Raw genomic sequence first — 22,246 nt, forward strand, 5'->3', positions numbered from 1 at the left:
CGCTACCTCATCACGAAGGGATCGGGGATCGGATCGTCCGATGTCCTGAGCCAGATCGTCTTGGTACGGGTATAATCGAGCGCCGCGGCCATGCCGCCCTCCCTGCCATGGCCTGACAGGCCGAAACCGCCGAACGGCGCGATCGGCGAGACGGCGCGGTAGGTGTTGACCCAGACGATCCCGGCACGCAGCCCCTTCATCAGCCGGTGCGCCCGGGTGAGGTTCTGGGTGAAGACGCCGGAAGCCAGGCCATAACGGGTATCGTTGGCGAGCCGCAGCGCCTCGGCCTCCGTCTCGAATGACACGACGGACAGGACCGGTCCGAAGAATTCCTCGATCAGGGAGGGCGAGGCGACATCGTCGCAGTCGAGAATCGTCGGCGGGAAATAATAGCCTTCGCCGTCGATCTTGCGTCCTCCCGTCACGAGCCGGGCGCCGCTTTCAATCGACTTGGCGACGAGGGCGCCGATATTGTCCTGCTGGCGCCTGGTGGCAAGCGGGCCGACTTCTGTCGCCATATCGAGCGGAGCACCGATCCGGATCGCCTCCGCCTTCTCGCGTAGCAGGGCGACGAATCTATCCTTGACGCTGCGTTCGACGATGAGGCGCGATCCGGCAACGCAGCTCTGCCCTGTCGCGGCGAAGATGCCTGCGACCTGGGCATTGGCCGCACTTTCGAGGTCCGCATCGGCAAAGACGATGAATGGCGACTTGCCGCCAAGTTCAAGCGAGGTGGAGGCGAGGTTTTCGGCCGAGTTGCGAACGACGTGCCGGGCGGTTTCGGGTCCGCCGGTGAAGGCGACGTGCGCGACCTTCGGATGGCGGCCGAGGGCGGCGCCACAGGAGGCGCCGAAACCCGTGATGATGTTGACCACGCCGGCGGGAAAGCCTGCCTCGTGCACGAGCCGTGCAAATTCGAGAAGCGGCGCCGGCCCGTCTTCCGAGGCCTTGACCACCATCGTGCAGCCGGCCGCGAGCGCCGGGCCGATCTTCACCGCGGACAGGAAGAGCTGGCTGTTCCATGGCACGACCATCGCAACGACGCCGATCGGCTCGCGACGAAGCCAGACATCCATGTCGGGCTTGTCGATCGGCAGATAGGCACCTTCGATCTTGTCGGCGATGCCGGCATAGTAGCGATAGTATTCGGCGACATAAGCGATCTGCGCCGAGGTTTCGCGGATGATCTTGCCGGTGTCGCGTGTCTCCAGTTCAGCGAGCACGTGCGCGTTGGCAGCAACGAGGTCGGCCAGCTTGTAAAGCAGCTTGCCGCGTTGGGTGGCCGTCAGTTTCGGCCATGGGCCGTCGTAAAGCGCCCTGTCGGCCGCGTTTACGGCCCGATCGACATCGGCCTCACGCGCTTCGGGCATATCAGCCCAGACCGCGCCGGAGGCTGGATCGATGCTCGGATAGCTGGCCTCGCCATCTGAAAATTCGCCATCGATATAGTGCTGGAAACGTCGCATGGTCTTACTCCTGAAATGCCGGCATGACCTCGGTGATGAAGCGCTCGAGCGACGCCTTCTTGCGCTCGAAGCTCATGCCGGTGTCGATCCAGAAGGAATATTCGTCGTAGCCGAGCGCTTCATACGCCTTGAGCCGGGCGATGACGGTCTCAGCGTCGCCAACGACATTGTTGGTGCGCATGACCTGGTCCGACAGCATCGCGTTTGCTCTGATCTGTTCGTCCGGGATCCGTTCGATCAGACCCTGGGTAACCGGCTTCTCATTTTTGAACCAGGCGAAGAAATAATTGTAGTAGACGCTGAGTTCATGGGCGGCCTGGGCGACATCGTCCTCCGACGAGCCGACATAGGTATGGCGCAGCAACATGATCTTGGGCCGCTCGATCTCAGGGTTCTTGGCGCATGCATCGTTGAAGCGCTCCATCAACGACTGAACCTCGTCGTCGCCCTGCCAGAGGGGCGTCACCTGAACGTTGCAGCCGTTGGCGACGGCAAATTCGTGCGAGTTCGGATCGCGCGCCGCCACCCATATGGGCGGGTTCGGCTGCTGCATCGGTTTCGGCGCCGACGTGGTCGACGGGAACTTGAAGAATTCCCCGTCATGCGCGTAGTCGCCAGCCCATATGCCCTTGACCGCCGGGATGAGCTCGCGCATGCGCTGGCCAGCACCCCAGGCATCGAGACCGGGCAGCAGACGCTCGTATTCGAAAGAATAGGCCCCGCGCGCGATACCGATGTCGAGTCGTCCATCGCAGATGATGTCGGCCATGGCCGCCTCGCCGGCGAGTTTGATCGGATGCCAGAAGGGGGCAATCACCGTCCCCGTCCCAAGCCGTGCCCGCGATGTGCGGCGCGCCAGATCGGCAATGGTCACAAACGGGTTAGGCGCAATGGTGAAATCCATGCCATGGTGTTCGCCCGTCCAGATCGCGTGCATGCCGCCCTTGTCGGCGATCTCACAGAGCGCGACGAATTCCTCGTAGAGACTCTTATGGCTTTGATTGGCGTCGAGCCGTTCCATATGGACGAAGAGGGAGAACTTCATGCTTTTGCGTCCTTGGCTGGAATGGGGTGAACAGTGCCGCCGGTCTCGTCGCCGAAATAGACGCCGAAATTGCCGATCGAGCTTTCCATCGCAAAACGGTTGACGATATCGGCTGTCGAACTGGTCTTGAACTTTGCCGCAACCAATGCGTCAGGCTTCAGGAACCTGCCGACGGCAGGCTCGCCATCTCCGGCAACGGCGTGATAGACGATGTGCTGCTTGCCGTCGCTCTTGCCCTCATAAACCGAATAGAGAAAGCCGATGCTGACCTTCAGCCCGGTTGATGTCTCCAGGTATTTTTGCAGTGCCTCGGTCGGGCTGCCGTCATGGGCGTCGACACTTGGCAGGGAGAGCACATCCTCGCCGAGCAGCAGAACCTCCCCGCGGCGCTCGACAACGGCCGCAAGTTCCATATTGCCTTCGCTTGCCGCGGACACTGCCTTGCTTGCGAGCGTCGGCGTGAAATAACCGCCACGCGCATAGCCGAGACCGTTGCGGCCGCTATTGTCGAAAGCTTCGATGCGCCCCATCAAGATGACGTGGTCGCCAGCCTCGATGACCTCTTCCATGGCACATTCGAACCAGGCCGCCACGCTTGAGAATATCGGGCAGCCTGCCGATCCCCTCGCCCACTCGACCGCCGCGAATCTATCCTCGACCGGTCGCGCAAAGGTGTTCGACACGTCTTTCTGCGTTTCCGAAAGCACGTTGATTGCAAAATGCTGCGCTCCGGTCATGATGGCGAAATTGCGCGATGTCTTGGCAAGGCAGACGAGGAGAAGCGGTGGATTGAGCGAGACCGAGGTGAAGGAGTTCGCCGTGAAGCCGATCGGATTTCCATCCCCGTCACAGGCGGTGACGACAGTCACCCCGGTCGGAAAGGCCCCGAATGCATCTCGCAGTGCTCTTGGGTCGACAGTCTGGATTGTCATCGTTCATCCTCCCCGAACGACAGCCACTCAGCGAGCAGCGAATTGACGATATCAGGCGCGGTCAGGTTCACCATATGACGATGACCTTCGACGATGCGAGCGTAGCCCCGCGGCGCAAGCTCTGCCATTTGCGTTGCCATCAAGGGCGTCGAGTTCGGATCATCGGACCCCGTCAGAAACAGGGCCGGACCAGCCACGTCTTTCCAGCCGTCAGCGTAGGTCTCGTCTCCTCCCGCGAAGGCGGCGTAAGCGACGGCATATCCCTGGGGATCGACGAGGTTCAACCATTTTCGCGTCAATTCACGCGCAGTGATGCTGTCCGCGTCATCGCCGAACCAGCGGGCCAGAGGACCTTCCTTGTCGACGCCCGATACCGGAATGGCCGCGGCGCGCGAAAGCACGGCGGCCTTTGCTTCAGGGTCACGCTTGTAGACACCGTTGAGGTAGGCGACACGGCTGATACGCTCGCCAAAGGTCGCGGCCGCCCCTCCTGAAACCAGTGCGCCCATCGAGTGCCCGGCAACATTTGCCGTGTCGATTGCCATCTCGTCGAGAAAGCGTCCGAACCAGGTGACGAACTCCTCGAGCCGACTGCCCGCCGGCAGCTTTGCGCTCTCGCCATGTCCCGGCATATCGACAGCGATGACGCGATGGCCTGCAGACAGGAATGCGATCTGCGGAGCCCAGGCTTCGAGCCGCATGCCGACGCCGTGAATAAGAACCAGCGGCTCACCGCTGCCGGCCTCGTGATAGGCCGTTCCACTTGTCGTCTTCTTTCGGGGCAAGGCACCAGCGGCGTTTGTTGCTGCAGCGGTGCGTGTGGTCGATCCGGCTGTCAGCATCTCAGAGCCGCTCCCTCAAACGCCCGCAGGATTGGCAACGTCCTGCCCCAAGTCTTTCAGATCCTGGTAGCGGTCGCCGATGCGGTGATGCGGGCGCCCGCCTATCGAAGCACCGAGAGCCACGACGATCTCGTCGGCAGCAGGCGCGTCGGGGATCGACGTCTGGATGGTCAGGTAGTGCGAACGGCGGCCTTCATCGTTCTTGTCCATCAGCGGGATCATGATCGGCGCGTTGGCAGGACCGCGTGTGTTACAGAAGGCGAGATAGGACTTGGCGCCGACGGCCTGGCGATAAAAATTGCCGAAGCGCAGCGTGTGGATGAGCGCGGACCCGTGTTCGATCTCGCCGTCCAGGCCGACGACAGCGGATTTTCCATATCCTTCGACAGCATCGCCGGACCCGACCGCATCGATGATCATCTTGGTCAGCAACTCGCCGAGCACCGGAGCGCCTGCGTGAATTTCGGGCTTGAGGTCGTCGACAAAGCCGCGGCCCGCCCAGGGATTCTTCACGACCGCGAAGGCGGTAAACAGCTTCAGCGGAACCGCCGCGGCCTTGCCGCCTTCGATCAGCGTCGTTTCGATCTGCAGTCCCGTCTTGCGAATTTGAATGGCCATCAAGCACCTCATTTCTCAATATCGTATTATGGTATACCATAATATATGAGTGTCAAGTTGGTTCCTGGGAGAACGCGGTTCAGGCCGAGGCGGAGATCTTCAGTTTGGGCGTGCGCTCTCGACCCTTCGGAAAGCGCTTCTGGTCAGCGCGTTGTCAGCTGACAAACGACATGGCGGCGCCCCGCGGAGGCAGGCCGAGTCCAGAAGTCACGGTCGTCCCAGTTCATGGTACCGCCTTATATATTATTTAATATGGCATACCATCACATTGGACAAAGTTAGGTGTCAAGCGCGGAGTATGGATTGCGCTGAATTGCGCGGAACATCATCGCAAATGGAGTGACTTCGACAGCCGAGGTGAGCGCATTGCCAGGGCCTGCGGAGAAGCGGCAGGGGCCTGCTCGTGCCTAGTCGGCAGGCTTCTTGGCGGACAGCACCGCTTCGGCAATCGCGCTTGCCGCGGCGACGTGATCCATCGCGGCCCGGTAAGCCCCCTCGCCGTCACCAAGGCGGATGGCGTCGACGATCTTCGACATCTGCAGAGGCCCTTCGATGCCGCGCCTCTCCGTCTTGATTGTCATCGAGCGCAGGTGGTTTATGCGCACGGTGAGGAGATTGACGACACCCCAGGCAACGTTCCTGTCAACCATCGTAAACAGCGTATGATAGAAGGAAGAGGTGTTCGTCAGCACAGCTGACATGTCGTTGTCGCGGTAACTGTTGCGGATCCCAGCCAGCGATTCCTCCAGCGCGGCGACGATCTCGGGGCTGCGGCGCTCCGCGCACAGCCGCGCCGCCATGCCTTCCAGCGCGCCGCGGATCTCATAGATCTGTTTGGCTTCGTCGATGTCGAGCTGCGCGACGATCGGCCCCTTGTTCGGCAGATTGGCGACAAGCCCTTCCGATTCAAGATGTCTCAGAACCTCGCGCACGACTGTTCGGCTGACGCCGAGCTGGGCGCAGAGGTCACGCTCGACAAGGCGATCTCCGGGACGGAAATATCCGTTGACGATGGCTTCGCGGACCTTGTCGAGCGCCAATTCCCGCAAGGTCTTTGCAGGACGCTCGACTCTAATGGCGTCCTTCAGAGCACCGCTCATTCTGTACCTCAGTGTTGGACTTTGCACGCTCAACTTCCGCCGCGGCAGCCGAATGCAAGAATCGTATTATGGCGTACCAGATACTGTAGCTGGCGGCGCCCGGCAATTCAACAAGCGCTGTGCCGAGCTATAGCAGCGGGCGTCTTTTCAGACGCGCAAAAGAGGCTCTGCTGCCTACATGTCGCGAGCTAGCCTCTTGAAACGATCTCCTCGGCCACGGCCTTGGCCTGCACCCGGATATCCGGAACGGCGGTGATCTCCCAGAACTGCCCCGCCGTCAGGGCGCCGACCGCAAACAGTCGGGCAGGCGAGGACGGGGCTATCACCTTGGAAGCGGCATCCACCTGGATCCCGAGGCCGAGAGGATCGGGGGCGATCAACTCAAAGCGGCTCATCTCCTTCAAAAGCGGTGAATGGCTGATCCCGGCCCGCTCCATTCCTGTGCAGTTGACGAGCCAGTCCGCCCTGATCTCGGCGATCTCGCGCGTCGCTCTGACCCTGTAGCCGGCAGCGAGCCGCCCCTCCTCGGCCCCAAGCGATTTCAGGAAGCCCGCGTGGAAACGAACGGTTCCGTCTAAAACCAGCTTCTCAAACCTGTCGAACACGTCAGGCGCGACCCGGTGACGATGGATGTTCCACCAGGGAAGCGCATGCCTGAGGAAGCGTGCGCGCCCCTCGCTCGAAAGCCGTTGCCAGAGAGCCTGCGTTGCAGGCCTCAGACCGTCCATCACGGCTCGCCAGTCGGCAGCCGTCCTGCTCTTCGCCCGCAGGGTCTTCAATATGCCGCTGATCGTCTCGGGAAGCCTCTCGACGTCGATCGGCAGAGGCGCCGGCGGCTTCCACGCGTGTCCGAGCGGTGCGAGCCCGCGCCGCGAAAGCACATCGATCTTGCCGCTGTGGCCATGGGCGCGAAGCGCGAGGACCTGATCAATCATCGTCAGGCCGGATCCGAGGATGCACACCGCATCGGACGGTGCGACGCGCCTCAGCCAAGAAAGCCGCCACGGGTTCTCGATGATCCGCGATCGCAGCGATGGTGGGACGCCATCCGGAGCGACCGGCAGGGTCGCGTTCCCGACGCCGAGGCAGAGCACGACGTTCTTCCCGGCAATCTCGTCACCATTGCCGAGATGGAAGGCCAGCGTGCTGCTATAACGTTCAACGCATCCCGCCGCCTTGGCCTTGATGAAATCGACCCTGCAACGGCCCTCCCGCTTTCGAAGCAGCCGCGCAAGCGTATCGCGGACATAAAGACCGTAATCGCTGCGCGAGGCGAAATCGCCTGCCTGCAACCGGCGACCATGGCCTTTCAGCCAGTCGACAAAGTCGTCGGGTTGATGCGGCAGCAGGCTCATGCGGCCGGCAGGAACATTGAGGCGATGGAGATAGAGCTCCGTCCGGTACGCCGTCCCGCGGCCGAAACCAGGATCGTCGCCGACGACGGCGACCTTCGCCGAAGCGGGAAGCTGCTCGATGAGATTGCAGGTAACCGCTATCGCTGAAAAACCGGAACCGACCACGATAACATCATATGTCAAATGCATTCTCCCTGAAGCTCAGAACGTCATCGAGACATTTCGCCATTCAAGCCTCGTGTCGCTCGCCGGTCCTTGCGGATCGCACGAGCGGCAGAATCACGAAAACAATTATCTCTATAGTCTATAAATATAGTTTGTTATTTCTCCCGCTAGCCCCTCCCCAACGATTACGCTTTTGAGGGTGAGATCAAGGGCCGTGCGGCCCTGAACAAAGGGGCTCAAGATGAATTTCAAGAATTTGGTTACCGCAATCGCCGTCGGCGTCGGCACTCTAACAGCGGCGGTTGTCGCTGAAGCGGCGGACAAGAAAGTCGTCGTCGCCTATCAAACCGATGCTTTGCCGTCTTCCGTGGCGATCGCCAATGGCGAATTCGCCAAGGAGACGGGATATGACGTCGACTTCCGCAGGTTCAATTCGGGCGCCGAAATCTTTGCGGCGATTGCATCCGGCGATGTCCAGGTGGGCTATGTCGGCTCCAGCCCGTTTGCGGCTGCAGTATCACGCGGGCTCGAGGTCAAGGCCTTTTACCTCGCCTCCATCTCGGGCATCGACGAGGCTCTCGTCGTCCGTAACGGCTCCGGCATCGAAAGCCTGAATGATCTGAAGGGCAAGAAGCTTGCCGCTGCGCCGGTGTCCACGGACCACTATCAGCTGCTGGCGCTGATCAAATCGCTGGGCCTGACCGAAAAGGACGTTCAGGTCTTCGCAATCCCTCAGCCTGAGATCGTCGCAAGCTATAATCGCGGCGACATCGACGGCGGCTTCGTCTGGGATCCGGCACTCACCGAACTGAAGAAAAACGGGAAGGTCCTGGTGACCTCCAAAGAGGTGGCAGACAAGGGTGCGCCGACATTCTCCGCCTGGGTCGCGACCTCGACGTTTGCCGCCGACAACCCGGAATTTCTGAAGGGTTTCGCCTCGGTCATCAACAAATACTACGCATCCTTCGCATCGGACAAATCCGCCTGGGGTCCCGACAGCGACAACGCCAAGTCGCTTGCCAAGCTTCTCGGCGGAACAGCTGAACAGCAGGCCTCGGCCCTGAAGAACCTCACGCTTCTGACACCTGAGGTCCAGGCATCGGATGCATGGCTCGGCGGCGGCGAAAAGGCGGGTGCCGGCAAGATCCTCAAGGACACGGCATCGTTTCTGAAGGAACAGGGCAAGGTTTCCGATGTGCTGGCGAATTATGGCGCCTTCGTCACCGCAGATGCCCTCACCGGCGTCAGCAACTGATCCTCCCTGGCGCCGGCGCAGTCGTTGCGCCGGCGTCAAACTTGCGAGCGGCAATATGCTTAAAGTCGATCACGCCAGCGTTTTCTTCGCAGCCCGCGACGGGCGGACCGTTCACGCGCTCGATCGCGTTTCCTTCGATATTCCCGAACGGGGCTTCGTCGTCGCACTCGGCGCGTCGGGATGCGGCAAATCAACCCTTCTCAACGCGATTGCCGGTTTCCTTCCGCTTTCGGATGGCCGCATCACGCTCGATGGCCGCGCGGTCGAACAACCCGGCGCAGATCGCGGCGTCGTTTTTCAGAAAGACTCGCTGCTGCCCTGGAAATCCGTTGTCGACAATGTCGCGCTCGGTTTGAAATTCGCCGGGGTCAAGCGCAAGGAGCGCGAAGCGCGCGCGCTGGAGCTGCTCCGGCTCGTCGGCCTCGACGAATTCGCCGGCGCTTTTCCCTACGAGCTGTCTGGCGGCATGCGCCAGCGTGTCGGCATCGCGCGTGCTCTGGCGACAAATCCCGACATCCTGCTGATGGACGAGCCGTTCGGCGCGCTCGACAGCCTGACGCGCGAGCAGATGCAGGAACTGCTGGTTTCCATCTGGGATAAAACGGCAAAGAAGGTTTTCTTCATCACGCACTCGATCGAAGAGGCCTTGTTCCTGGGCACACAGGTCCTGGTCATGTCACCTCGACCGGGACGCGTCGTGGCACGCTTCGATCTGGATTTCGTTCGCCGCTTCGCCGAAACCGGCGACGCCCGATCGATCAAGGCGTCGCCGCAATTTGCCGAGCTGCGCGAGGAGATCCGCGCCATTCTGCACAGCACCGAAGACCTCAAGAGCGCCGCATGAGCGATATAGTGCAGGCCCCGCCGATTGCAGCGGGTAGAGAGGACCGCCAGGTCAAGCTGGTAAAAATGGCAAGCTTCGGAGCCGGTGAGAAATCGACGGTGGCCATCAGCATTGCCACGGCGCTGGCCATACTGCTGCTGTGGTGGCTCGTATCCGCGCTCGGTGTCGTTCCACACCTGTTCCTGCCGCGCCCGGACGAGGTGCTGACACAAATCGGCGCCATCTATCGCGACGGTTACGCCGGCGCGTCGCTCTCCGAGCATGTTTTTGCGAGCCTGTTCCGCATCGTGGTCGCAGCCCTCATCGCCGTCTCCGCCGGCATTCCGCTCGGCTTGCTCATGGGGCTGAACCGCTGGGCGAAAGGCGTGCTCGACGCGCCGATCGAGTTCTACTGGCCGCTTCCACCGCTCTCCTACCTGCCGCTGATGATCATCTGGCTCGGCATCGGCGAGACATCGAAAGTCACGCTGCTGGTGCTTGCGATGTTCGCACCGATCTGCCTTTCAGCCCAGGCCGGCGTTCGTTCGCTGCCGATCGAGCGCGTCAATGCCGCCCGTTCGCTGGGCGCGAGCCGGCTGCAGCTCTTTCTTGATATCGTCCTGCCATCCGCCCTGCCCGAGATCCTTACCGGCATTCGGATTGCGCTCGGTGTCGGCTGGGGTACGCTGGTTGCGGCTGAATTGATCGCGTCCACGCGCGGGATCGGTTTCATGATCATGTCGGCTTCACAGTTCCTGGCAACCGACGTCGTCTTCGTCGGCATCGGCATCATCGCGATCTGCGCGTTCACCTTCTCGGCCGCCATTCGTTTTCTGGAGGCGTTCTTCGTGCCCTGGAAGGGCAAGCTCTGACCAAACGGCGGCAGCGACGCCTGTTTCAATGGCCTCCTGCCGCCGCGTTCAGCCCGTGTATGGCAACAAGCTCGGCTGCGACCAGTTTCTGAAGCCGCCATAAATTGCGGTCCCGGATGCCGCGTTCCTCCAGATGTTTCACCGTCAGATACAGATATTCGGCGCAGGAGCCCATATGTCCGCAGGCTCTTGCGAGCACCTGCGCCACCGTCTCCAGCGGCAATTTGCGCGAAACACGCTCGCCCTTGGGACCAGCCCAAAAGACCAGCGCGCGCACCAGCCCATGCGCGGTCGCGACCGGGATCCAGCGAACCGACGCAGCATCGTCGATCGTGCCGACTTCACGACGGATCAACCGCCGAATCTGGCCAAGGAGATCATCATCGGCAAGCCTGAAGACGACGCCGTTACAACGTCCACCGCGGTCAAGTGCCATCATCAGACCCGGCTGGGCCCGCGTCCCCCGCCAGCGAGTCATCTGCAGGCAGAAGGAGCGATGCCACCCTCTTGTTGCGCCATGTTGCGATTCGACGGCATCGAAGTCCGGCTTCCATATCAATGACCCATAGGCGAAGATCCAAAGCGGAGCACCGGTAGACTCGTGGAGAAGCCGGTTGGCGAGCATCTCCACCTCCGCTTCGGTCAGCGGCTTTCGATGTGGCTCGGGGCCGACATCGATCGCGGGGCGAAGGCTCAGCGATACGAGCTCGTCCGTCAGCGCCATTCTTGATCCGGTCATCAAAAGTTTGCTTCCCCGGACCGTCACCAGCTTATGCTCCCGGATATCCGTCATGTGTCAATGCACCGTAAATCTGGCCGCATCGGCTTGGCGCCGCTGCAGGCTGCGTATCAGCATCGCGGCCTCCCTGACGATTGCCGAAAACGTCACATCATCGGCCTCTGCAATCCTTTCCGTCATCTCGCGGATGATCGTCGTCAGATGGAGGATCGAATGGCGATGCTGCGCATCTCCCGGTCCGATTTCGGCATCGGCCATGGCAAGCAGCGTCTGTACCAGCCGCTCCATGATTTGCCGGCGCCTGGTCCTCGGGTCAGCATTCGGATCTTCGCTAAGGCGCAACAGGTCGGCGACAATATCGGACATTCCACTCTGTCTCACATAGCAAAAGCCGGCGGCATCGAAACGACATGCCTTCGACCGCGCGTTTGCGTCTTCAAGCCCTCCAGCAATCGGTAACCGCTGCGCCAGCGACCAAAGCCGCTGGCGACATTGATGTGCCCGGCAAGGCCGATATTCCTGGTCTCGGCGTTCCACAAGCGGCCAAACAAGGTCAACCGATCGACCGTCATGTAGGCATCGTTCATGCTGCCGACGACGATACTTGGAAAAGGCAAAGGCGCCGTCGGCATGGCGCCAAACGAGATATGCCCCGGATGCAGGTTTTCCGTGACCGGCAGATCGCATGGAGCAACGAGCAATGCCCCTTTGACGCAACGTGCGGCACTTCGCCCGGCCAAGCGGGCGGCAAGCAGGCATCCGAGACTATGGGCAACCAGATAGGCCTCGCCGGCCTCTTCAAGCGCGCCTTCCAATCGCAGCAGCCAGTTGTCAAGGTTCGGATGATCCCAGTCGTCCTGAACGACGCAACGACTGCCTGGCTGATCCTGCAGCCAGTGCTGTTGCCAATGCCCTTCTCCCGAGCCGAAAAGCCCGGGAAGAATAAGTACATCGATCATCTGACGGCATCCTCTCTGAAGCTGCGCGCCGGTCTTTTTCCCGATCGGGGCAAACATCGGACACCCCTCATCAGATCCACCCGATCACCAGGGCAAACAGGAATGTGAAGGAGCTGACGATCGTGCAGATACCGGCCGCATGCCTGAAATACGACATGACGCTGCCTTCCGCTCTTCTCGCACCGTGCCGACGCAGGTCGGTCTCAACGACAATCGCCATCACGCCGTCCTCCTCAATACCAAAGGCCGGGCATGGTGCCCCAATAATGGAGTTCGTATTCGCGGGCGGACCGGTCGCGCTCGTCGTCCCGCGCGAACAATCCGTTTACAGGCTCCCGTTCAGCGGGCGACTTCAGGCCGAGGAACCGGCCGATTGCGCGCTTCAGCCAGAAGTGAAAATCAAGCTTCATGCGAACCTCCTGTCAGGGACTGCTGTTCTTCAGCTAGGAAATCAGCGAATGACGTTGTGCACTGGCGAGAAGAACGTGAAGCGATGCCGTCGGTCCGTAGAGCATCAGCAGGCGGTTCTCCTCGCGTTTGGCCAGACGATATCGTCGGGCGAATTCGAAGACGCTCCACAATTGATCGCCTGGCCCCGGCCTTTCCGTATCGGTGATCGCTGCTTCCTGAGATCGAGCCATGGTGACGATCCTTACTCGGCCGCCGCCAGGGCCGGGTTTGCGCCCGGAAAGAAAGCCGCCAATTCGCCGATCACTTCGTTGATGCGGGCCAAAAGCGCGTCGGATGAAACCGCATAGTCTGTGAAATCGCGATCGGACGCATAGACGGCTGTCGGCAAGGTATGAGCCATGAAAAAGCCAAACAGCGGCCGGAGCTGATGCTCGACCATCAACGCATGCCGGTCACCGCCGCCGGTCGCCGTGATGATGATCGGCTTGCCCCGAAGTTCGTGGGGGTCGATCAGGTCGATGAGGTGCTTGAAATGGCCGGGATAAGAGCCCTTGTAGGTCGGCGAGCCGATGATCAGGGCATCGGCCTGCACGATCTCGTCGACGACACGCCTGGCCTGCGCGTCGAGATCCTTGCGCCACAAGGCGCTGCCCAGCGACGGACCGACATCATGCAGATCATAGGTCTTGCTGGTAAATCCGTAGCGAATGCTCGCACGTTCGGCGATGTGCCGCACGAGTGCCAAAGTCTTCGATGGACGGTTGAAGCTGCCAGCGATGCCGACGAGTTTGAAACCTGACATGGTTTTTCCTCTCTTTGCGTTGCCTCAACTATTATCTACAAAATTGATAGATTAAAGGAACGTGCATCTCTCCTTCTTCGCCTGGTTGAAAAAACCGTTCGCCGCCGTTCCGGCACGCATAAGCTGCAAGTCGACCGCCATCGACATCTGCGACCTCGGGACGCTGCAATTCCAAGCCTAAGGCTTGTCGCCGCGAAGATGACGTTCGAGGAAGGGCAAATTGTCCTGCCCCCAATAGATCTCGCCGTCAAAGACATAGGTGGGAAAGCCGAAGACGCCGCTGTCGCGGGCATGCACGCGGTCCGCCGACCACTTGTTCTGGACATCGTCATCGGCTTGTCGCCTGAGGAGTGCTGCGCCATCGAGACCTGCTGATGTCACGATCGCCTCGCGCACGTCGGGCTTGCCGATATCCCTCGCCTCGCTCCAGAAGGCATGCTGCAGGGCGCGGGCAACGCCGATCCAATCCTGCCCGTCGAGATAGGCCGCAATCACGAAGAGGGACGCCGGCGTCGGATCGCTCAAATCAGGGCGATGTTCGAGCCGCAGTTCCTTGCCACGTACGCGCGCCCAGCGCTTGAGGTCCCGCGTCCAGTAGGCGCGCCGGATCTCCGGGCGGTTGCGCGAAAAGATACCACCATTTTCCTCGACCACCGTCGTCAGATAGGGCGTGATGACGACGTCGTTCTTCGCCGCAAGTTCGGCGAAGGCGTCGAAGCCGATGTAGGACCAGGGCGAGCCGATCGAAAAGAAGTACTCTACTGATTTGGTCACTGATGCATATTCCCTGCGAGGTGATTGTTCTGGCGTCGAATGGTCGACGGCATTTTCAGGAAGCGGATCTAACTTCGGATGGCGCTTTCCATCCGAGCTCCGGTGCGATCAGCGTCACGAAGTCGTGGAGAATCTGGCGATATTCCTCGTGCTCGAACTCGTAAGGGAGCTCCAGCCTCAACTCGCTGACCTCGGGCAGGATCGGATCGGCAAAAAGCTGCGCCAATATCTCGTCCGATGTACCGACGACATCACGGGCGAACAGAGTGCGCCGCTCGCCCTGCGGTGAAAGGGTTCGCTCATGACGGCCATCGGCATAGTCTCGATACCGGCGCCGCGTTGCCGCATCTGCGCTATCGAAAGGCACGATGACGCGGCCCAGCGCGACCCGGCGCTGCGTACCGGCGCCGCGATAGGTTTCGATCAGCCGCGATTGCGCGGTGAAGAAATCATCGGTCCCCTCGCCCGTTATCACATTGCCGGTCAACAGGTTGAAGCCATTGCGGCCGGCCCATTCGGCCGAGCGCTGTGACCCGCCGCCATACCAGATCCGGTCGATCAGGCCCTTGGCATAAGGCTGCAGCCGTGGCCGCTGCGGGCCGAAGGGCGTCTTGATCAAGGTCTGCTCGTCGCCGAGATAGCTGCCACGCAGATTGTCGGCAAAGCGCAGCACGCGGTCATGCGAGAAATCGTAACCCGTCCAATCGCCGTCGAAGACGAGCGGGGCGATCAGGTCTGCGTGCAACGGTCGTCCGGCGCTGACGCCGATATTCAGCCGCCCACGTGACAGAACATCGACGGTGGCGAGGTCTTCGGCCAGCCGATAAGGGCTTTCATAACCGATCGGGATGACCGCGGTTCCAAGCTCGATCCGACTGGTTCGCTGCGTCGCCGCCGCCAGGAAGGCGCTCGCCGAAGAGATTCCAGGCTCCAGGTGCCGCTGCCGGACCCAGGCGCTGTCGAAGCCCAGATTTTCGCCATATTGCAGCTGCTCAAGCGTCTGCTCCAATCCCGACAACGGATCTTCGTCGGGATAATTGCCGGGGGTGAGGAAGCCGATATGGCTGATGGATATGTTGAACACTCGTGCCATCCGATGATCAGTATTTCGGCAGGCCGGGCGGGTTGGTCTCGGATACCGGCAAGGCTTCCTCGGAGAGATGCCAGTGATCGAGGATTTTTGCGTAGGTGTCGTCTTTGATCAGGCCGTTGGTGGCGGCAGTCAGCGCATCGGCCAACCCACTTCCCTTGCGGGTGGTAATCGCGACATCCGAGCGATCCGGCCAGCCGGCGCTCAGCGTGCCGACGCGTTTGATGTTCTTGTCGCGCGCGGCGATGAAGACGAGCTGTGCATGCGGCTGGACGATGACATCGGCCCGGCCGGAACGCAGCGCGAGAAGGCTTGCCGCCTCGTCGTCGTAATATTGTAGCTCGATCGGCTTCAGGCCCACGGCGACATCCTCGTCGCTCCATTTCACCAGGATGCGCTCCTGATTGGTGCCTGCCCCGACGATGATCCTGAGGCCGGCCGCATCCTTGGGTTCCTTGATCGAGGTGACAGGACTGTCGGATTTCACGAAGAAACCGTGCAGACCCTGGCGGTAGGTGGAGAAATCGAACTTCTCCTTGCGCTGCTCGGTGACGCCGACATTGGAGATGACGGCATCATATTTGCCCGAGGTGAGGCCGAGCGGCCAGTCGATCCAGGCGACCGGCACGATCTCCAGCGTCAGCCCGAGGCTGTCGGCGATGGCATAGGCATAGTCGGGATCTGCTCCGACCACCGTCTTGGCGTCTGTCGCGTACGTGGCAAGCGGCGGGCCGCCGGGGCTGACGGCGATGGTGAACTTGCCTGGTGTGACGAACTTGAAATCCTTGGGGATTGCGGCAATCGCCGCATCGTTCCTGGCGGCATGAAGCCGGCCCGGCTGCTCTGGGCTGAGGTCGAAATCCTCGGCCGCATGGGCTGCGCCGAAGGAAAGGGCCGCCGCCATGGCGGCGATCAGCAGGGTCCGGAATGCCGGAAAGGCAATCATCGTCTTTAATCTCCAAACTGTCAGACAGGATGGCCGGCAGCAATGCCGCCGGCCCTATAGGAACTAATCAGGAGCCGCTCTTCGGCAGGCCCGGCGGGTTGGTCTGGGCTTTGTCGATCGCCTCCGGACCGAGGTTCCATGTATCGAGGATCTTCCGATAGGCGCCGCTGGCGATCAGGTCGTTGACCACATCGGTCAAGGGAGCAGCCAGGCCGCTGCCCTTGCGTGTGGTGACGGCAATTTCTGCCGTGATCGGCCAACCGCCGCTGACGGTGCCGACGAGCTTGGTCTTGCCGTTGATCCCTGCCGAATAGGCCTGCGTCGCGTTCACGCTGAAGACGGTGTCGGCTCTGCCGGACTGAACGGCGAGATCCTTGACCGCGTCGTCGTCATAATATTGCACCTCGATCGGCTTCAGGCCGGCGGCTACGTTCTGTCGGTCCCATTCCAGCAGGATCTTCTCCTGGTTGGTGCCGGCATCGGTGATGACCTTCAGGCCAGCAATATCCTTCGGCTGCTTGATCGAGGTGATCGGGCTGTCGGCCTTGACGTAGAAGCCAAGCTCGTCCTTGCGATAGGTCGAGAAATCGAATTTCTCCTTGCGCTCTTCCGTGACCGTCACGTTGGAGATCACCGCGTCGAACTTTCCGGAGGTCAGCCCCAACGGCCAATCGGCCCAGGCAACAGAAACCAATTCGAGCTTCAGGCCCAGGCTATCGGCAATGGCCTGCGCCAGATCGACATCGTAACCGATGACCGTCTTGGAATCGGAGGCATAATCATGCAGCGGCAGATTGCCGCTCGAGCTGATACCGACAGTGAAGACGCCGCTTTCGACGAACTTGAAGTCCTTGACTTCGGCGATGCGTTTCTCGTTCTTTTCCACCCGCAGCCGGTTCGGCTGCTCGGGGCTGAGATCGAACTTCTGCTGCGCCTGAGCGGAACCGAAACCGATCGCGGCAATGGTGACGGCTCCCGCTATCAGAAGCCTTGCCCTATCTTTAAATGTCATGCCCCTTCTCCATTTCATCTTTAGGTTGTGGTTATTGTTATTCGGCCGGAGCAACCCGTCGCGGCCCGGCATTTCGCCAGCGCTATCAGGCGCTAGAGAACCTTGGCGAGGAATTCCCGCGTACGGGGATGTTCCGCTTGTGCGAAGATGCGGGCCGGCGGGCCAGCCTCCAGGATGCGGCCGCTGTCCATGAAGACGACCGTGTCGGCGACTTCGCGGGCAAAACCGACCTCATGGGTGACGATGACGAGCGTCGTGCCGGTGCGGGCAAGTTCCTTGATGACGTCGAGCACTTCGCCGACGAGCTCGGGATCGAGCGCCGAGGTCGGCTCGTCGAAGAGCAGCACCTTCGGGCGGAGCGCCAGTGCGCGGGCGATCGCCACACGCTGCTGCTGGCCGCCGGAAAGCTGGCGCGGATAGGCGTTGATCTTGTCGCTGAGGCCGATGCGTGCCAGCAGCTCCTGCGCCAGCTGCACCGCTTCCTCGCGGCCGATGCCGCGAACCTGGATCGGTGCCTCGATGAGGTTTTCGAGCACGGTCAGATGCGGGAAGAGATTGAAGCTCTGGAAGACCATGCCGATATCGGCGCGGCGCTTGAGGATATCCTTCTCCTTGAGCTCGTAGAGCGTGTCGCCCTTCCTGCTGTAGCCGACGAAATCGCCGTCGACCGAGATGAAACCCTCATCGACACGCTCCAGATGGTTGATGGCGCGCAGAAGCGTCGACTTGCCGGAGCCGGACGGACCGAGGATGGCGGTCACGCTGCCTGCGGGAAGGCTGAGCTCGACATCATCGAGCACTTTCAGCGAGCCGAAGCTTTTGGAGATACCGTGGATGCGCACCGCGCCGCCTGCGGCCCGCAGCGTCGCAGCATCCTGGAAACCGATCTTGCGCACGGTGTCGGTCGCCGTATCGAGGACAGGCAGCGGACGGCGGAAACGCTCGAAAAATGCCTGGAAGGGCAACGGCGTCGGGTTGCGCACGGCGCCTTTGGAGAAGTAGCGTTCGATATAGCGCTGAGCGATCGACAGCACCGTCATGATGATCAGATACCAGACGGTCGCGACCATCAGCAGCGGAATGACTTCGAGATTGCGCCGATAAATCACCTGGACCGTATAGAAGAGCTCCGGCAGCGCCAGCACGTAGACCATGGAGGTGCTCTTCGCCAGTCCGATGAGTTCGTTGAAGCCGGTCGGCAGGATCGAGCGCATGGCCTGCGGCAGCACGATGCGGAAGGCCTGGCGGCGGCGCGGCAGACCGAGTGCTGCGGCGGCCTCCAACTGTCCGTGATCCACAGCGAGGATGCCGCCGCGCACGATCTCGGCGAAGAAGGCCGACTGGTTGAGCGTCAGGCCGAGAAGAGCGGCAGCAAAGGGCGTCAGCAACTGCACTGTGGGATAGTCGAGGAAGATAGTATCGGTGAAGGGAATGCCGATCTTGATCGTCTCATAGAGGTAGCCGAGATTGTTCAAGATCAGCAGCAGCACGATGACGGGGATCGAGCGCAGCAGCCAGATATAGCCCCAGGAGAGGCCGGAGAGCAGCGGCGACTTGGAAACGCGGGCAAGCGCCAGAGCCGTTCCGAGGATGGAGCCGGATATGGCGGCAAGCACGGTCAAAAGCAGCGTCCTGCCGAGACCGACGAGCACGGGTTCGGCAAAGAACCATTCGGCAAAGACGCCCCAACCCCAGCGCGGATTGGTGAAGATGGAATAGAGCACGGCGATGATGACGACGGCGGCAAAGATCGTACCCGCCAAGCGGCCCGGATGGCGGGCAGGCACGATGCGATAGCGGGAATAATCCTTCGATCCTGCCGTCCTGCTGCCGGGGTCGATGCCGGCGAAATCCGTCGTCAGTGCCATTGTGCTTCCCTTTTATGATTGTCGGTCTTTGCCGTTTTCAGAAATTTGCGCCGGCCACGCGGAGGTGCGGTTCCGCATCTTCGTGAGCAGGCTCAGCGAGATGGGTGATGTCCTTCTCGAAGGGCAGGCTCTTGTAGATCTCGGGATCGGCGGAGGTGTCGAAGAGAGCGGTGTAGCCGTAGTTCAGATAGAGGCCGACGGCTTCGGGCTGGCGAAAGCCGGTCGTCAGGTAGATGCGGGAATAGCCTTGGCGGGCGGCCTGGGCCTCCAGTTCCACCAGCACCTTGCGGGCAAGGCCCTGACGGCGCAGATCGGAGCGCGTCCAGATGCGTTTGAACTCGGCCGTGCGTTCGTCATAGTGCTTGAAGGCGCCGCCGCCGATGGTTTCGCCATCACGGATCAACAGGAGAAAATTGCCGTCAGGCGGCGCAAAGGCTTCAGGAGGATAACGGTTCAACTCGGCCGCAGCCCCTTCGGCATTAAAATAGTTGCCGTAGCGGCTGTCATATTCGTAGATCAATTCATCGATCAGCGGCTTGGCACGCGGGTCGAGAGGGCTGGTATAGAGAAACGTATCGCTCATATCGTTCATCACCCGTTGTCATCAGTGAGGAAGGTTTCGGCGAGCCGCACCCAGTAGCGGGCGGCCGGCGCGATGATCGCGTCGTTGAAATTGTAATGGGCACTGTGGAGAGGCGCGCTGTCGCCATTCCCGACGAAGAGATAACTGCCGGGATTTGCCTGCAGCATGAAGGCAAAATCCTCGCTCGCGGTTCTCGGCCGGAAATCCTTCTCGATCGCCGCGGCGCCGAGTGCGTCATAGGCGACGTCACGGGCAAAGGCGGTCTCCGCCGCATGGTTGATCAGTGCCGGAAAGCCGAGGCGGTAATTCACATCCGCCTCGGCGCCGAAGCTTTCCGCCTGGGCGCGGGCAAGGGCGGGAATGCGCTCTCGCAACAGCTGGCGGACCGTCTCGCTGAAGGCCCGCATGGTGAGCTTCATCTCGACGCTCTCAGGGATGACGTTCGAGGCGGAGCCGGCATGGATCGAGCCGACGGTCGCGACCGCCATGTCCTGCGGATCGACATTGCGCGAGACGACGCTCTGCAGCGCGGTGATGAAGGAGGCCGAAGCGAGTACCGGATCGACGGTCCGGTGGGGTTCGGCACCATGGCCGCCCTTGCCGATGATCTTGATGATTGCCTTGTCGACCGAAGCCATGGCCGGGCCGGCGACGAAACCGAATTGGCCCGTCGGCACACCCGGCCAATTGTGCAGCCCGAAGACCGCATCCACAGGAAAACGTTCGAACAGGCCTTCCGATATCATCTTGCGGGCGCCAGCGCCGATCTCCTCGGCGGGCTGGAAAATCAGCCGCAGCGTGCCGCTGAAATTGCCACTTTCGGCGAGATAACGCGCGGCGGCGAGCAGGATCGACGTATGCCCATCATGGCCGCAGGCATGCATGACGCCGGGATTGCTGCTGGCATAGGCAAGACCGGTCGCCTCCTCAATCGGCAGGGCATCCATGTCGGCGCGGATGCCGATCCGCTTTTTGCCCTTGCCACGCCTGAGGGTGGCGACGATGCCGGTTCCGGCAATGCCCGTCGCCACCTCATAGCCCCAGGAGGAAAGGTGGGATGCCACAAGCTTGCTGGTCCTGAGCTCCTGAAACGCGAGCTCCGGATATTGGTGCAGGTCGTGGCGAAGCGCGATGATCTCGTCGAGATAGGCGGCGATACCCTTCTCAACCGGATCGTTGCTGCGCGAGTTGTGAGCGATGATGTTCATGACGGTTCGTCGGCGCTTCAGGCGCCGACAGCCTTTCCGCGTTCGACCTGATCGGCGCCCGCCGCATACCGGCTTTCGCGGAAGGGCAGACCCAGATGGTCGCGCAGCGTCTCGCCCTTCAGGACCGGATCGAAATAGCCGCGCTCCGTCAGGATCGGCAGAACGTATCTGGAGAAATCGTCAAAGCCCTCGGCGATGACAGGGAAACCGAGGATGAAGCCGTCGGCGGCCCCATGGTCCACCCAGCGAATGATCTCGTCGGCGATATGATCGGCCGTGCCGATGAAGGCCGTACGCGGCGTTGCGGAATCAAGCGCGACCTGGCGGAGCGTCAGGCCCTTCTGCCGCGCCGTCTTCTTGATGCGGTCGGTGGTGGCGCGGAAATTGTTCCTGCCGATCTCGCCGAGTTCGGGGAACGGCTCGTCGAGCGGATAGACGCTGAAATCATGATGATCGAAGAAGCGGCCGAGATAGAGCAGTGCCTCCTCTGTCGTGACGAGGTTGCGGATCGCCTGGTACTTGGCTTCCGCCTCTTCCTGCGTCGCACCGACGATCGGTCCGATACCGGGATAAATACCGACTTCCGCGGCACTGCGGCCATGGGCGATCACGCTGTCCTTGAGCTGTCGGTAGAAGGCCTGCGCCTCCTCGAACGGCCCGCCATTGGTGAAGACGGCGTCGGCATGCTTGCCGGCGAGCCTGATGCCGGAATCCGAGGCGCCAGCCTGGAAAACGACTGGTTGGCCCTGCTTGGAACGGCCGATATTGAGCGGTCCCTCGACGCGGAAGAAGCGGCCCTTGTGGTTGAGGCGATGCATCTTCGTCTTGTCGACAAAGACGCCGGTCTCGCGATTGCGGACGAAGGCGTCGTCGTCCCAGGAATCCCACAGGCCCTTGATCGCATCGATATAGTCCTCGGCGATCTCGTAGCGCAGTTCGTGCTCGGGATGTTCGCGGCTGTAATTGCGGCCGGAACCCTCGAGCGGCGAGGTCACCGCATTCCACCCTGCCCTGCCGCCGCTGATGAGATCGATCGAGGCGAACTGGCGGGCGATGGTGAAGGGATCGCTATAAGAGGTCGAAACCGTGCCGACGAGGCCGATTTTCGAGGTCGAGGCGGCGAGCGCCGAGAGAATGGCGATCGGCTCGAACCGATTGAGGAAATGCGGAATGGACTGCTCGTTGATGTAGAGCCCGTCGGCAACGAAGGCGAAAGCGATGCCGGCCGCCTCCGCCTTGCGCGCGGTATTGACGAAGAACTCGAAATTGACGCTGGCATCGGCCGGTCCGCTTGGATGCTTCCACGCATTCATGTGACCCCCGGGACCCTGCAACATGATGCCGAACGTGACGTGTTTTTGAGCCATGGGATCAATCCTCC

25 protein-coding genes are annotated in these 22,246 nt (G+C 61.4%); 3 read left to right on the forward strand and 22 right to left on the reverse strand.

Translation table 11 applies throughout. The features are described 5' to 3' along the window. Nucleotides 1-2: 2 nt before the first annotated feature. From HX898_RS23465 to HX898_RS23495, 7 genes are all read right to left on the reverse strand, one after another. Entirely contained in the window at nucleotides 3-1,466 is a 1,464-nt protein-coding gene (locus HX898_RS23465) for an aldehyde dehydrogenase (protein ID WP_138390203.1), read from the reverse strand. Nucleotides 1,467-1,470: 4 nt separating this feature from the next. Next, nucleotides 1,471-2,511: an LLM class flavin-dependent oxidoreductase gene (locus HX898_RS23470; RefSeq protein WP_138390202.1), complete on the reverse strand. Its 1,041-nt coding sequence runs from the start codon at nucleotides 2,509-2,511 to the stop codon at nucleotides 1,471-1,473. Then, nucleotides 2,508-3,443 (reverse strand): flavin reductase family protein, encoded by a 936-nt coding sequence (locus HX898_RS23475; protein ID WP_138334579.1) that lies wholly within the window; start codon nucleotides 3,441-3,443, stop codon nucleotides 2,508-2,510. Before HX898_RS23475 ends, HX898_RS23470 begins: the two co-directional genes overlap by 4 nt. Beyond that, on the reverse strand, nucleotides 3,440-4,285 hold the full coding sequence (locus HX898_RS23480) for an alpha/beta fold hydrolase (protein WP_138334578.1): 846 nt from the start codon (nucleotides 4,283-4,285) through the stop codon (nucleotides 3,440-3,442). Before HX898_RS23480 ends, HX898_RS23475 begins: the two co-directional genes overlap by 4 nt. Nucleotides 4,286-4,300: 15 nt before the next feature. Further along, on the reverse strand, nucleotides 4,301-4,903 hold the full coding sequence (locus tag HX898_RS23485; RefSeq protein WP_011654276.1) for an amino acid synthesis family protein: 603 nt from the start codon (nucleotides 4,901-4,903) through the stop codon (nucleotides 4,301-4,303). A 407-nt stretch (nucleotides 4,904-5,310) separates the two neighbouring features. After that, nucleotides 5,311-6,003, reverse strand: a complete 693-nt coding sequence (locus HX898_RS23490) for a GntR family transcriptional regulator (RefSeq protein WP_138334577.1) — start codon at nucleotides 6,001-6,003, stop codon at nucleotides 5,311-5,313. Between the two features lie 188 nt (nucleotides 6,004-6,191). Continuing rightward, entirely contained in the window at nucleotides 6,192-7,547 is a 1,356-nt protein-coding gene (locus tag HX898_RS23495) for an FAD/NAD(P)-binding protein (RefSeq protein WP_138390199.1), read from the reverse strand. Nucleotides 7,548-7,764: 217 nt separating this feature from the next. Here HX898_RS23495 and tauA point away from each other — a divergent pair, with 217 nt between their 5' ends. The 3 genes from tauA to HX898_RS23510 are packed head-to-tail and all read left to right on the forward strand — an operon-like array spanning nucleotide 7,765 to nucleotide 10,473. Next, nucleotides 7,765-8,778, forward strand: a complete 1,014-nt coding sequence (gene tauA / locus HX898_RS23500; protein ID WP_180195895.1) for a taurine ABC transporter substrate-binding protein — start codon at nucleotides 7,765-7,767, stop codon at nucleotides 8,776-8,778. A gap of 55 nt (nucleotides 8,779-8,833) precedes the next feature. Continuing rightward, entirely contained in the window at nucleotides 8,834-9,622 is a 789-nt protein-coding gene (locus HX898_RS23505) for an ABC transporter ATP-binding protein (protein WP_180195896.1), read from the forward strand. Further along, nucleotides 9,619-10,473 carry an ABC transporter permease subunit gene (locus HX898_RS23510; protein ID WP_180195897.1) on the forward strand — a complete coding sequence of 285 codons (855 nt, stop codon included), beginning with the start codon at nucleotides 9,619-9,621 and terminating at the stop codon, nucleotides 10,471-10,473. Before HX898_RS23505 ends, HX898_RS23510 begins: the two co-directional genes overlap by 4 nt. A gap of 25 nt (nucleotides 10,474-10,498) precedes the next feature. On the opposite strand, the gene HX898_RS23515 is transcribed toward HX898_RS23510, so the two are convergent. The 15 genes from HX898_RS23515 to HX898_RS23585 form a co-directional block, all read right to left on the reverse strand. Continuing rightward, nucleotides 10,499-11,266, reverse strand: a complete 768-nt coding sequence (locus tag HX898_RS23515; protein WP_180195898.1) for a gamma-glutamylcyclotransferase — start codon at nucleotides 11,264-11,266, stop codon at nucleotides 10,499-10,501. A gap of 3 nt (nucleotides 11,267-11,269) precedes the next feature. Beyond that, nucleotides 11,270-11,578, reverse strand: a complete 309-nt coding sequence (locus HX898_RS23520; protein ID WP_138390196.1) for a hypothetical protein — start codon at nucleotides 11,576-11,578, stop codon at nucleotides 11,270-11,272. 11 nt (nucleotides 11,579-11,589) lie between these two features. Then, a complete protein-coding gene (locus HX898_RS23525) occupies nucleotides 11,590-12,171 on the reverse strand; it encodes an alpha/beta fold hydrolase (protein ID WP_180195899.1) in 582 nt (193 codons plus the stop codon). Nucleotides 12,172-12,241: 70 nt separating this feature from the next. Then, nucleotides 12,242-12,391, reverse strand: a complete 150-nt coding sequence (locus HX898_RS23530) for a hypothetical protein (RefSeq protein ID WP_165422306.1) — start codon at nucleotides 12,389-12,391, stop codon at nucleotides 12,242-12,244. 13 nt (nucleotides 12,392-12,404) lie between these two features. Continuing rightward, nucleotides 12,405-12,581, reverse strand: coding sequence for a hypothetical protein (locus tag HX898_RS23535; RefSeq protein WP_180195900.1), 177 nt, complete (start codon nucleotides 12,579-12,581; stop codon nucleotides 12,405-12,407). Between the two features lie 33 nt (nucleotides 12,582-12,614). Then, the gene (locus HX898_RS23540) at nucleotides 12,615-12,812 is read right to left on the reverse strand and encodes a hypothetical protein (protein ID WP_180195901.1); all 198 of its coding nucleotides are present in this window, start codon (nucleotides 12,810-12,812) and stop codon (nucleotides 12,615-12,617) included. Between the two features lie 11 nt (nucleotides 12,813-12,823). Further along, complete coding sequence (gene msuE / locus HX898_RS23545) at nucleotides 12,824-13,384, reverse strand: FMN reductase (protein ID WP_180195902.1); 561 nt, start codon at nucleotides 13,382-13,384, stop codon at nucleotides 12,824-12,826. 177 nt (nucleotides 13,385-13,561) lie between these two features. After that, on the reverse strand, nucleotides 13,562-14,158 hold the full coding sequence (locus tag HX898_RS23550; RefSeq protein WP_180195903.1) for a DsbA family protein: 597 nt from the start codon (nucleotides 14,156-14,158) through the stop codon (nucleotides 13,562-13,564). A 55-nt stretch (nucleotides 14,159-14,213) separates the two neighbouring features. Further along, entirely contained in the window at nucleotides 14,214-15,251 is a 1,038-nt protein-coding gene (locus HX898_RS23555) for an LLM class flavin-dependent oxidoreductase (RefSeq protein WP_180195904.1), read from the reverse strand. 7 nt (nucleotides 15,252-15,258) lie between these two features. Continuing rightward, the gene (locus HX898_RS23560) at nucleotides 15,259-16,194 is read right to left on the reverse strand and encodes an ABC transporter substrate-binding protein (RefSeq protein ID WP_180195905.1); all 936 of its coding nucleotides are present in this window, start codon (nucleotides 16,192-16,194) and stop codon (nucleotides 15,259-15,261) included. A 67-nt stretch (nucleotides 16,195-16,261) separates the two neighbouring features. Then, nucleotides 16,262-17,206, reverse strand: coding sequence for an ABC transporter substrate-binding protein (locus tag HX898_RS23565; protein WP_180195906.1), 945 nt, complete (start codon nucleotides 17,204-17,206; stop codon nucleotides 16,262-16,264). 92 nt (nucleotides 17,207-17,298) lie between these two features. Beyond that, nucleotides 17,299-19,074 carry an amino acid ABC transporter permease/ATP-binding protein gene (locus HX898_RS33465; RefSeq protein WP_180195907.1) on the reverse strand — a complete coding sequence of 592 codons (1,776 nt, stop codon included), beginning with the start codon at nucleotides 19,072-19,074 and terminating at the stop codon, nucleotides 17,299-17,301. Between the two features lie 37 nt (nucleotides 19,075-19,111). Beyond that, nucleotides 19,112-19,669: a GNAT family N-acetyltransferase gene (locus HX898_RS23575; protein WP_180195908.1), complete on the reverse strand. Its 558-nt coding sequence runs from the start codon at nucleotides 19,667-19,669 to the stop codon at nucleotides 19,112-19,114. Then, entirely contained in the window at nucleotides 19,666-20,865 is a 1,200-nt protein-coding gene (locus HX898_RS23580) for a M20 aminoacylase family protein (RefSeq protein WP_180195909.1), read from the reverse strand. Before HX898_RS23580 ends, HX898_RS23575 begins: the two co-directional genes overlap by 4 nt. 17 nt (nucleotides 20,866-20,882) lie before the next feature. Then, nucleotides 20,883-22,232, reverse strand: a complete 1,350-nt coding sequence (locus tag HX898_RS23585) for an LLM class flavin-dependent oxidoreductase (protein ID WP_180195910.1) — start codon at nucleotides 22,230-22,232, stop codon at nucleotides 20,883-20,885. Nucleotides 22,233-22,246: the final 14 nt, after the last annotated feature.

The sequence above is a fragment of the Rhizobium sp. WYCCWR 11128 genome (assembly GCF_013416305.1).
GTDB lineage: Bacteria > Pseudomonadota > Alphaproteobacteria > Rhizobiales > Rhizobiaceae > Rhizobium > Rhizobium indicum.

What these genes read in the sequence shown, in the direction of transcription:
- HX898_RS23470 (WP_138390202.1), bottom strand. Translation starts at nt 2,511, where the DNA reads ATGAAGTTCTCCCTCTTCGTCCATATGGAACGGCTCGACGCCAATCAA.
- HX898_RS23510 (WP_180195897.1), top strand. Translation starts at nt 9,619, where the DNA reads ATGAGCGATATAGTGCAGGCCCCGCCGATTGCAGCGGGTAGAGAGGAC.
- HX898_RS23530 (WP_165422306.1), bottom strand. Translation starts at nt 12,391, where the DNA reads ATGGCGATTGTCGTTGAGACCGACCTGCGTCGGCACGGTGCGAGAAGA.
- tauA (WP_180195895.1), top strand. Translation starts at nt 7,765, where the DNA reads ATGAATTTCAAGAATTTGGTTACCGCAATCGCCGTCGGCGTCGGCACT.
- HX898_RS23485 (WP_011654276.1), bottom strand. Translation starts at nt 4,903, where the DNA reads ATGGCCATTCAAATTCGCAAGACGGGACTGCAGATCGAAACGACGCTG.
- HX898_RS23505 (WP_180195896.1), top strand. Translation starts at nt 8,834, where the DNA reads ATGCTTAAAGTCGATCACGCCAGCGTTTTCTTCGCAGCCCGCGACGGG.
- HX898_RS23480 (WP_138334578.1), bottom strand. Translation starts at nt 4,285, where the DNA reads ATGCTGACAGCCGGATCGACCACACGCACCGCTGCAGCAACAAACGCC.
- HX898_RS23465 (WP_138390203.1), bottom strand. Translation starts at nt 1,466, where the DNA reads ATGCGACGTTTCCAGCACTATATCGATGGCGAATTTTCAGATGGCGAG.
- HX898_RS23580 (WP_180195909.1), bottom strand. Translation starts at nt 20,865, where the DNA reads ATGAACATCATCGCTCACAACTCGCGCAGCAACGATCCGGTTGAGAAG.
- HX898_RS23535 (WP_180195900.1), bottom strand. Translation starts at nt 12,581, where the DNA reads ATGAAGCTTGATTTTCACTTCTGGCTGAAGCGCGCAATCGGCCGGTTC.
- HX898_RS23495 (WP_138390199.1), bottom strand. Translation starts at nt 7,547, where the DNA reads ATGCATTTGACATATGATGTTATCGTGGTCGGTTCCGGTTTTTCAGCG.
- HX898_RS23540 (WP_180195901.1), bottom strand. Translation starts at nt 12,812, where the DNA reads ATGGCTCGATCTCAGGAAGCAGCGATCACCGATACGGAAAGGCCGGGG.
- HX898_RS23490 (WP_138334577.1), bottom strand. Translation starts at nt 6,003, where the DNA reads ATGAGCGGTGCTCTGAAGGACGCCATTAGAGTCGAGCGTCCTGCAAAG.
- HX898_RS23585 (WP_180195910.1), bottom strand. Translation starts at nt 22,232, where the DNA reads ATGGCTCAAAAACACGTCACGTTCGGCATCATGTTGCAGGGTCCCGGG.
- HX898_RS23515 (WP_180195898.1), bottom strand. Translation starts at nt 11,266, where the DNA reads ATGACGGATATCCGGGAGCATAAGCTGGTGACGGTCCGGGGAAGCAAA.
- HX898_RS23565 (WP_180195906.1), bottom strand. Translation starts at nt 17,206, where the DNA reads ATGACATTTAAAGATAGGGCAAGGCTTCTGATAGCGGGAGCCGTCACC.
- HX898_RS23520 (WP_138390196.1), bottom strand. Translation starts at nt 11,578, where the DNA reads ATGTCCGATATTGTCGCCGACCTGTTGCGCCTTAGCGAAGATCCGAAT.
- HX898_RS33465 (WP_180195907.1), bottom strand. Translation starts at nt 19,074, where the DNA reads ATGGCACTGACGACGGATTTCGCCGGCATCGACCCCGGCAGCAGGACG.
- HX898_RS23475 (WP_138334579.1), bottom strand. Translation starts at nt 3,443, where the DNA reads ATGACAATCCAGACTGTCGACCCAAGAGCACTGCGAGATGCATTCGGG.
- HX898_RS23525 (WP_180195899.1), bottom strand. Translation starts at nt 12,171, where the DNA reads ATGATCGATGTACTTATTCTTCCCGGGCTTTTCGGCTCGGGAGAAGGG.
- HX898_RS23555 (WP_180195904.1), bottom strand. Translation starts at nt 15,251, where the DNA reads ATGGCACGAGTGTTCAACATATCCATCAGCCATATCGGCTTCCTCACC.
- msuE (WP_180195902.1), bottom strand. Translation starts at nt 13,384, where the DNA reads ATGTCAGGTTTCAAACTCGTCGGCATCGCTGGCAGCTTCAACCGTCCA.
- HX898_RS23560 (WP_180195905.1), bottom strand. Translation starts at nt 16,194, where the DNA reads ATGATTGCCTTTCCGGCATTCCGGACCCTGCTGATCGCCGCCATGGCG.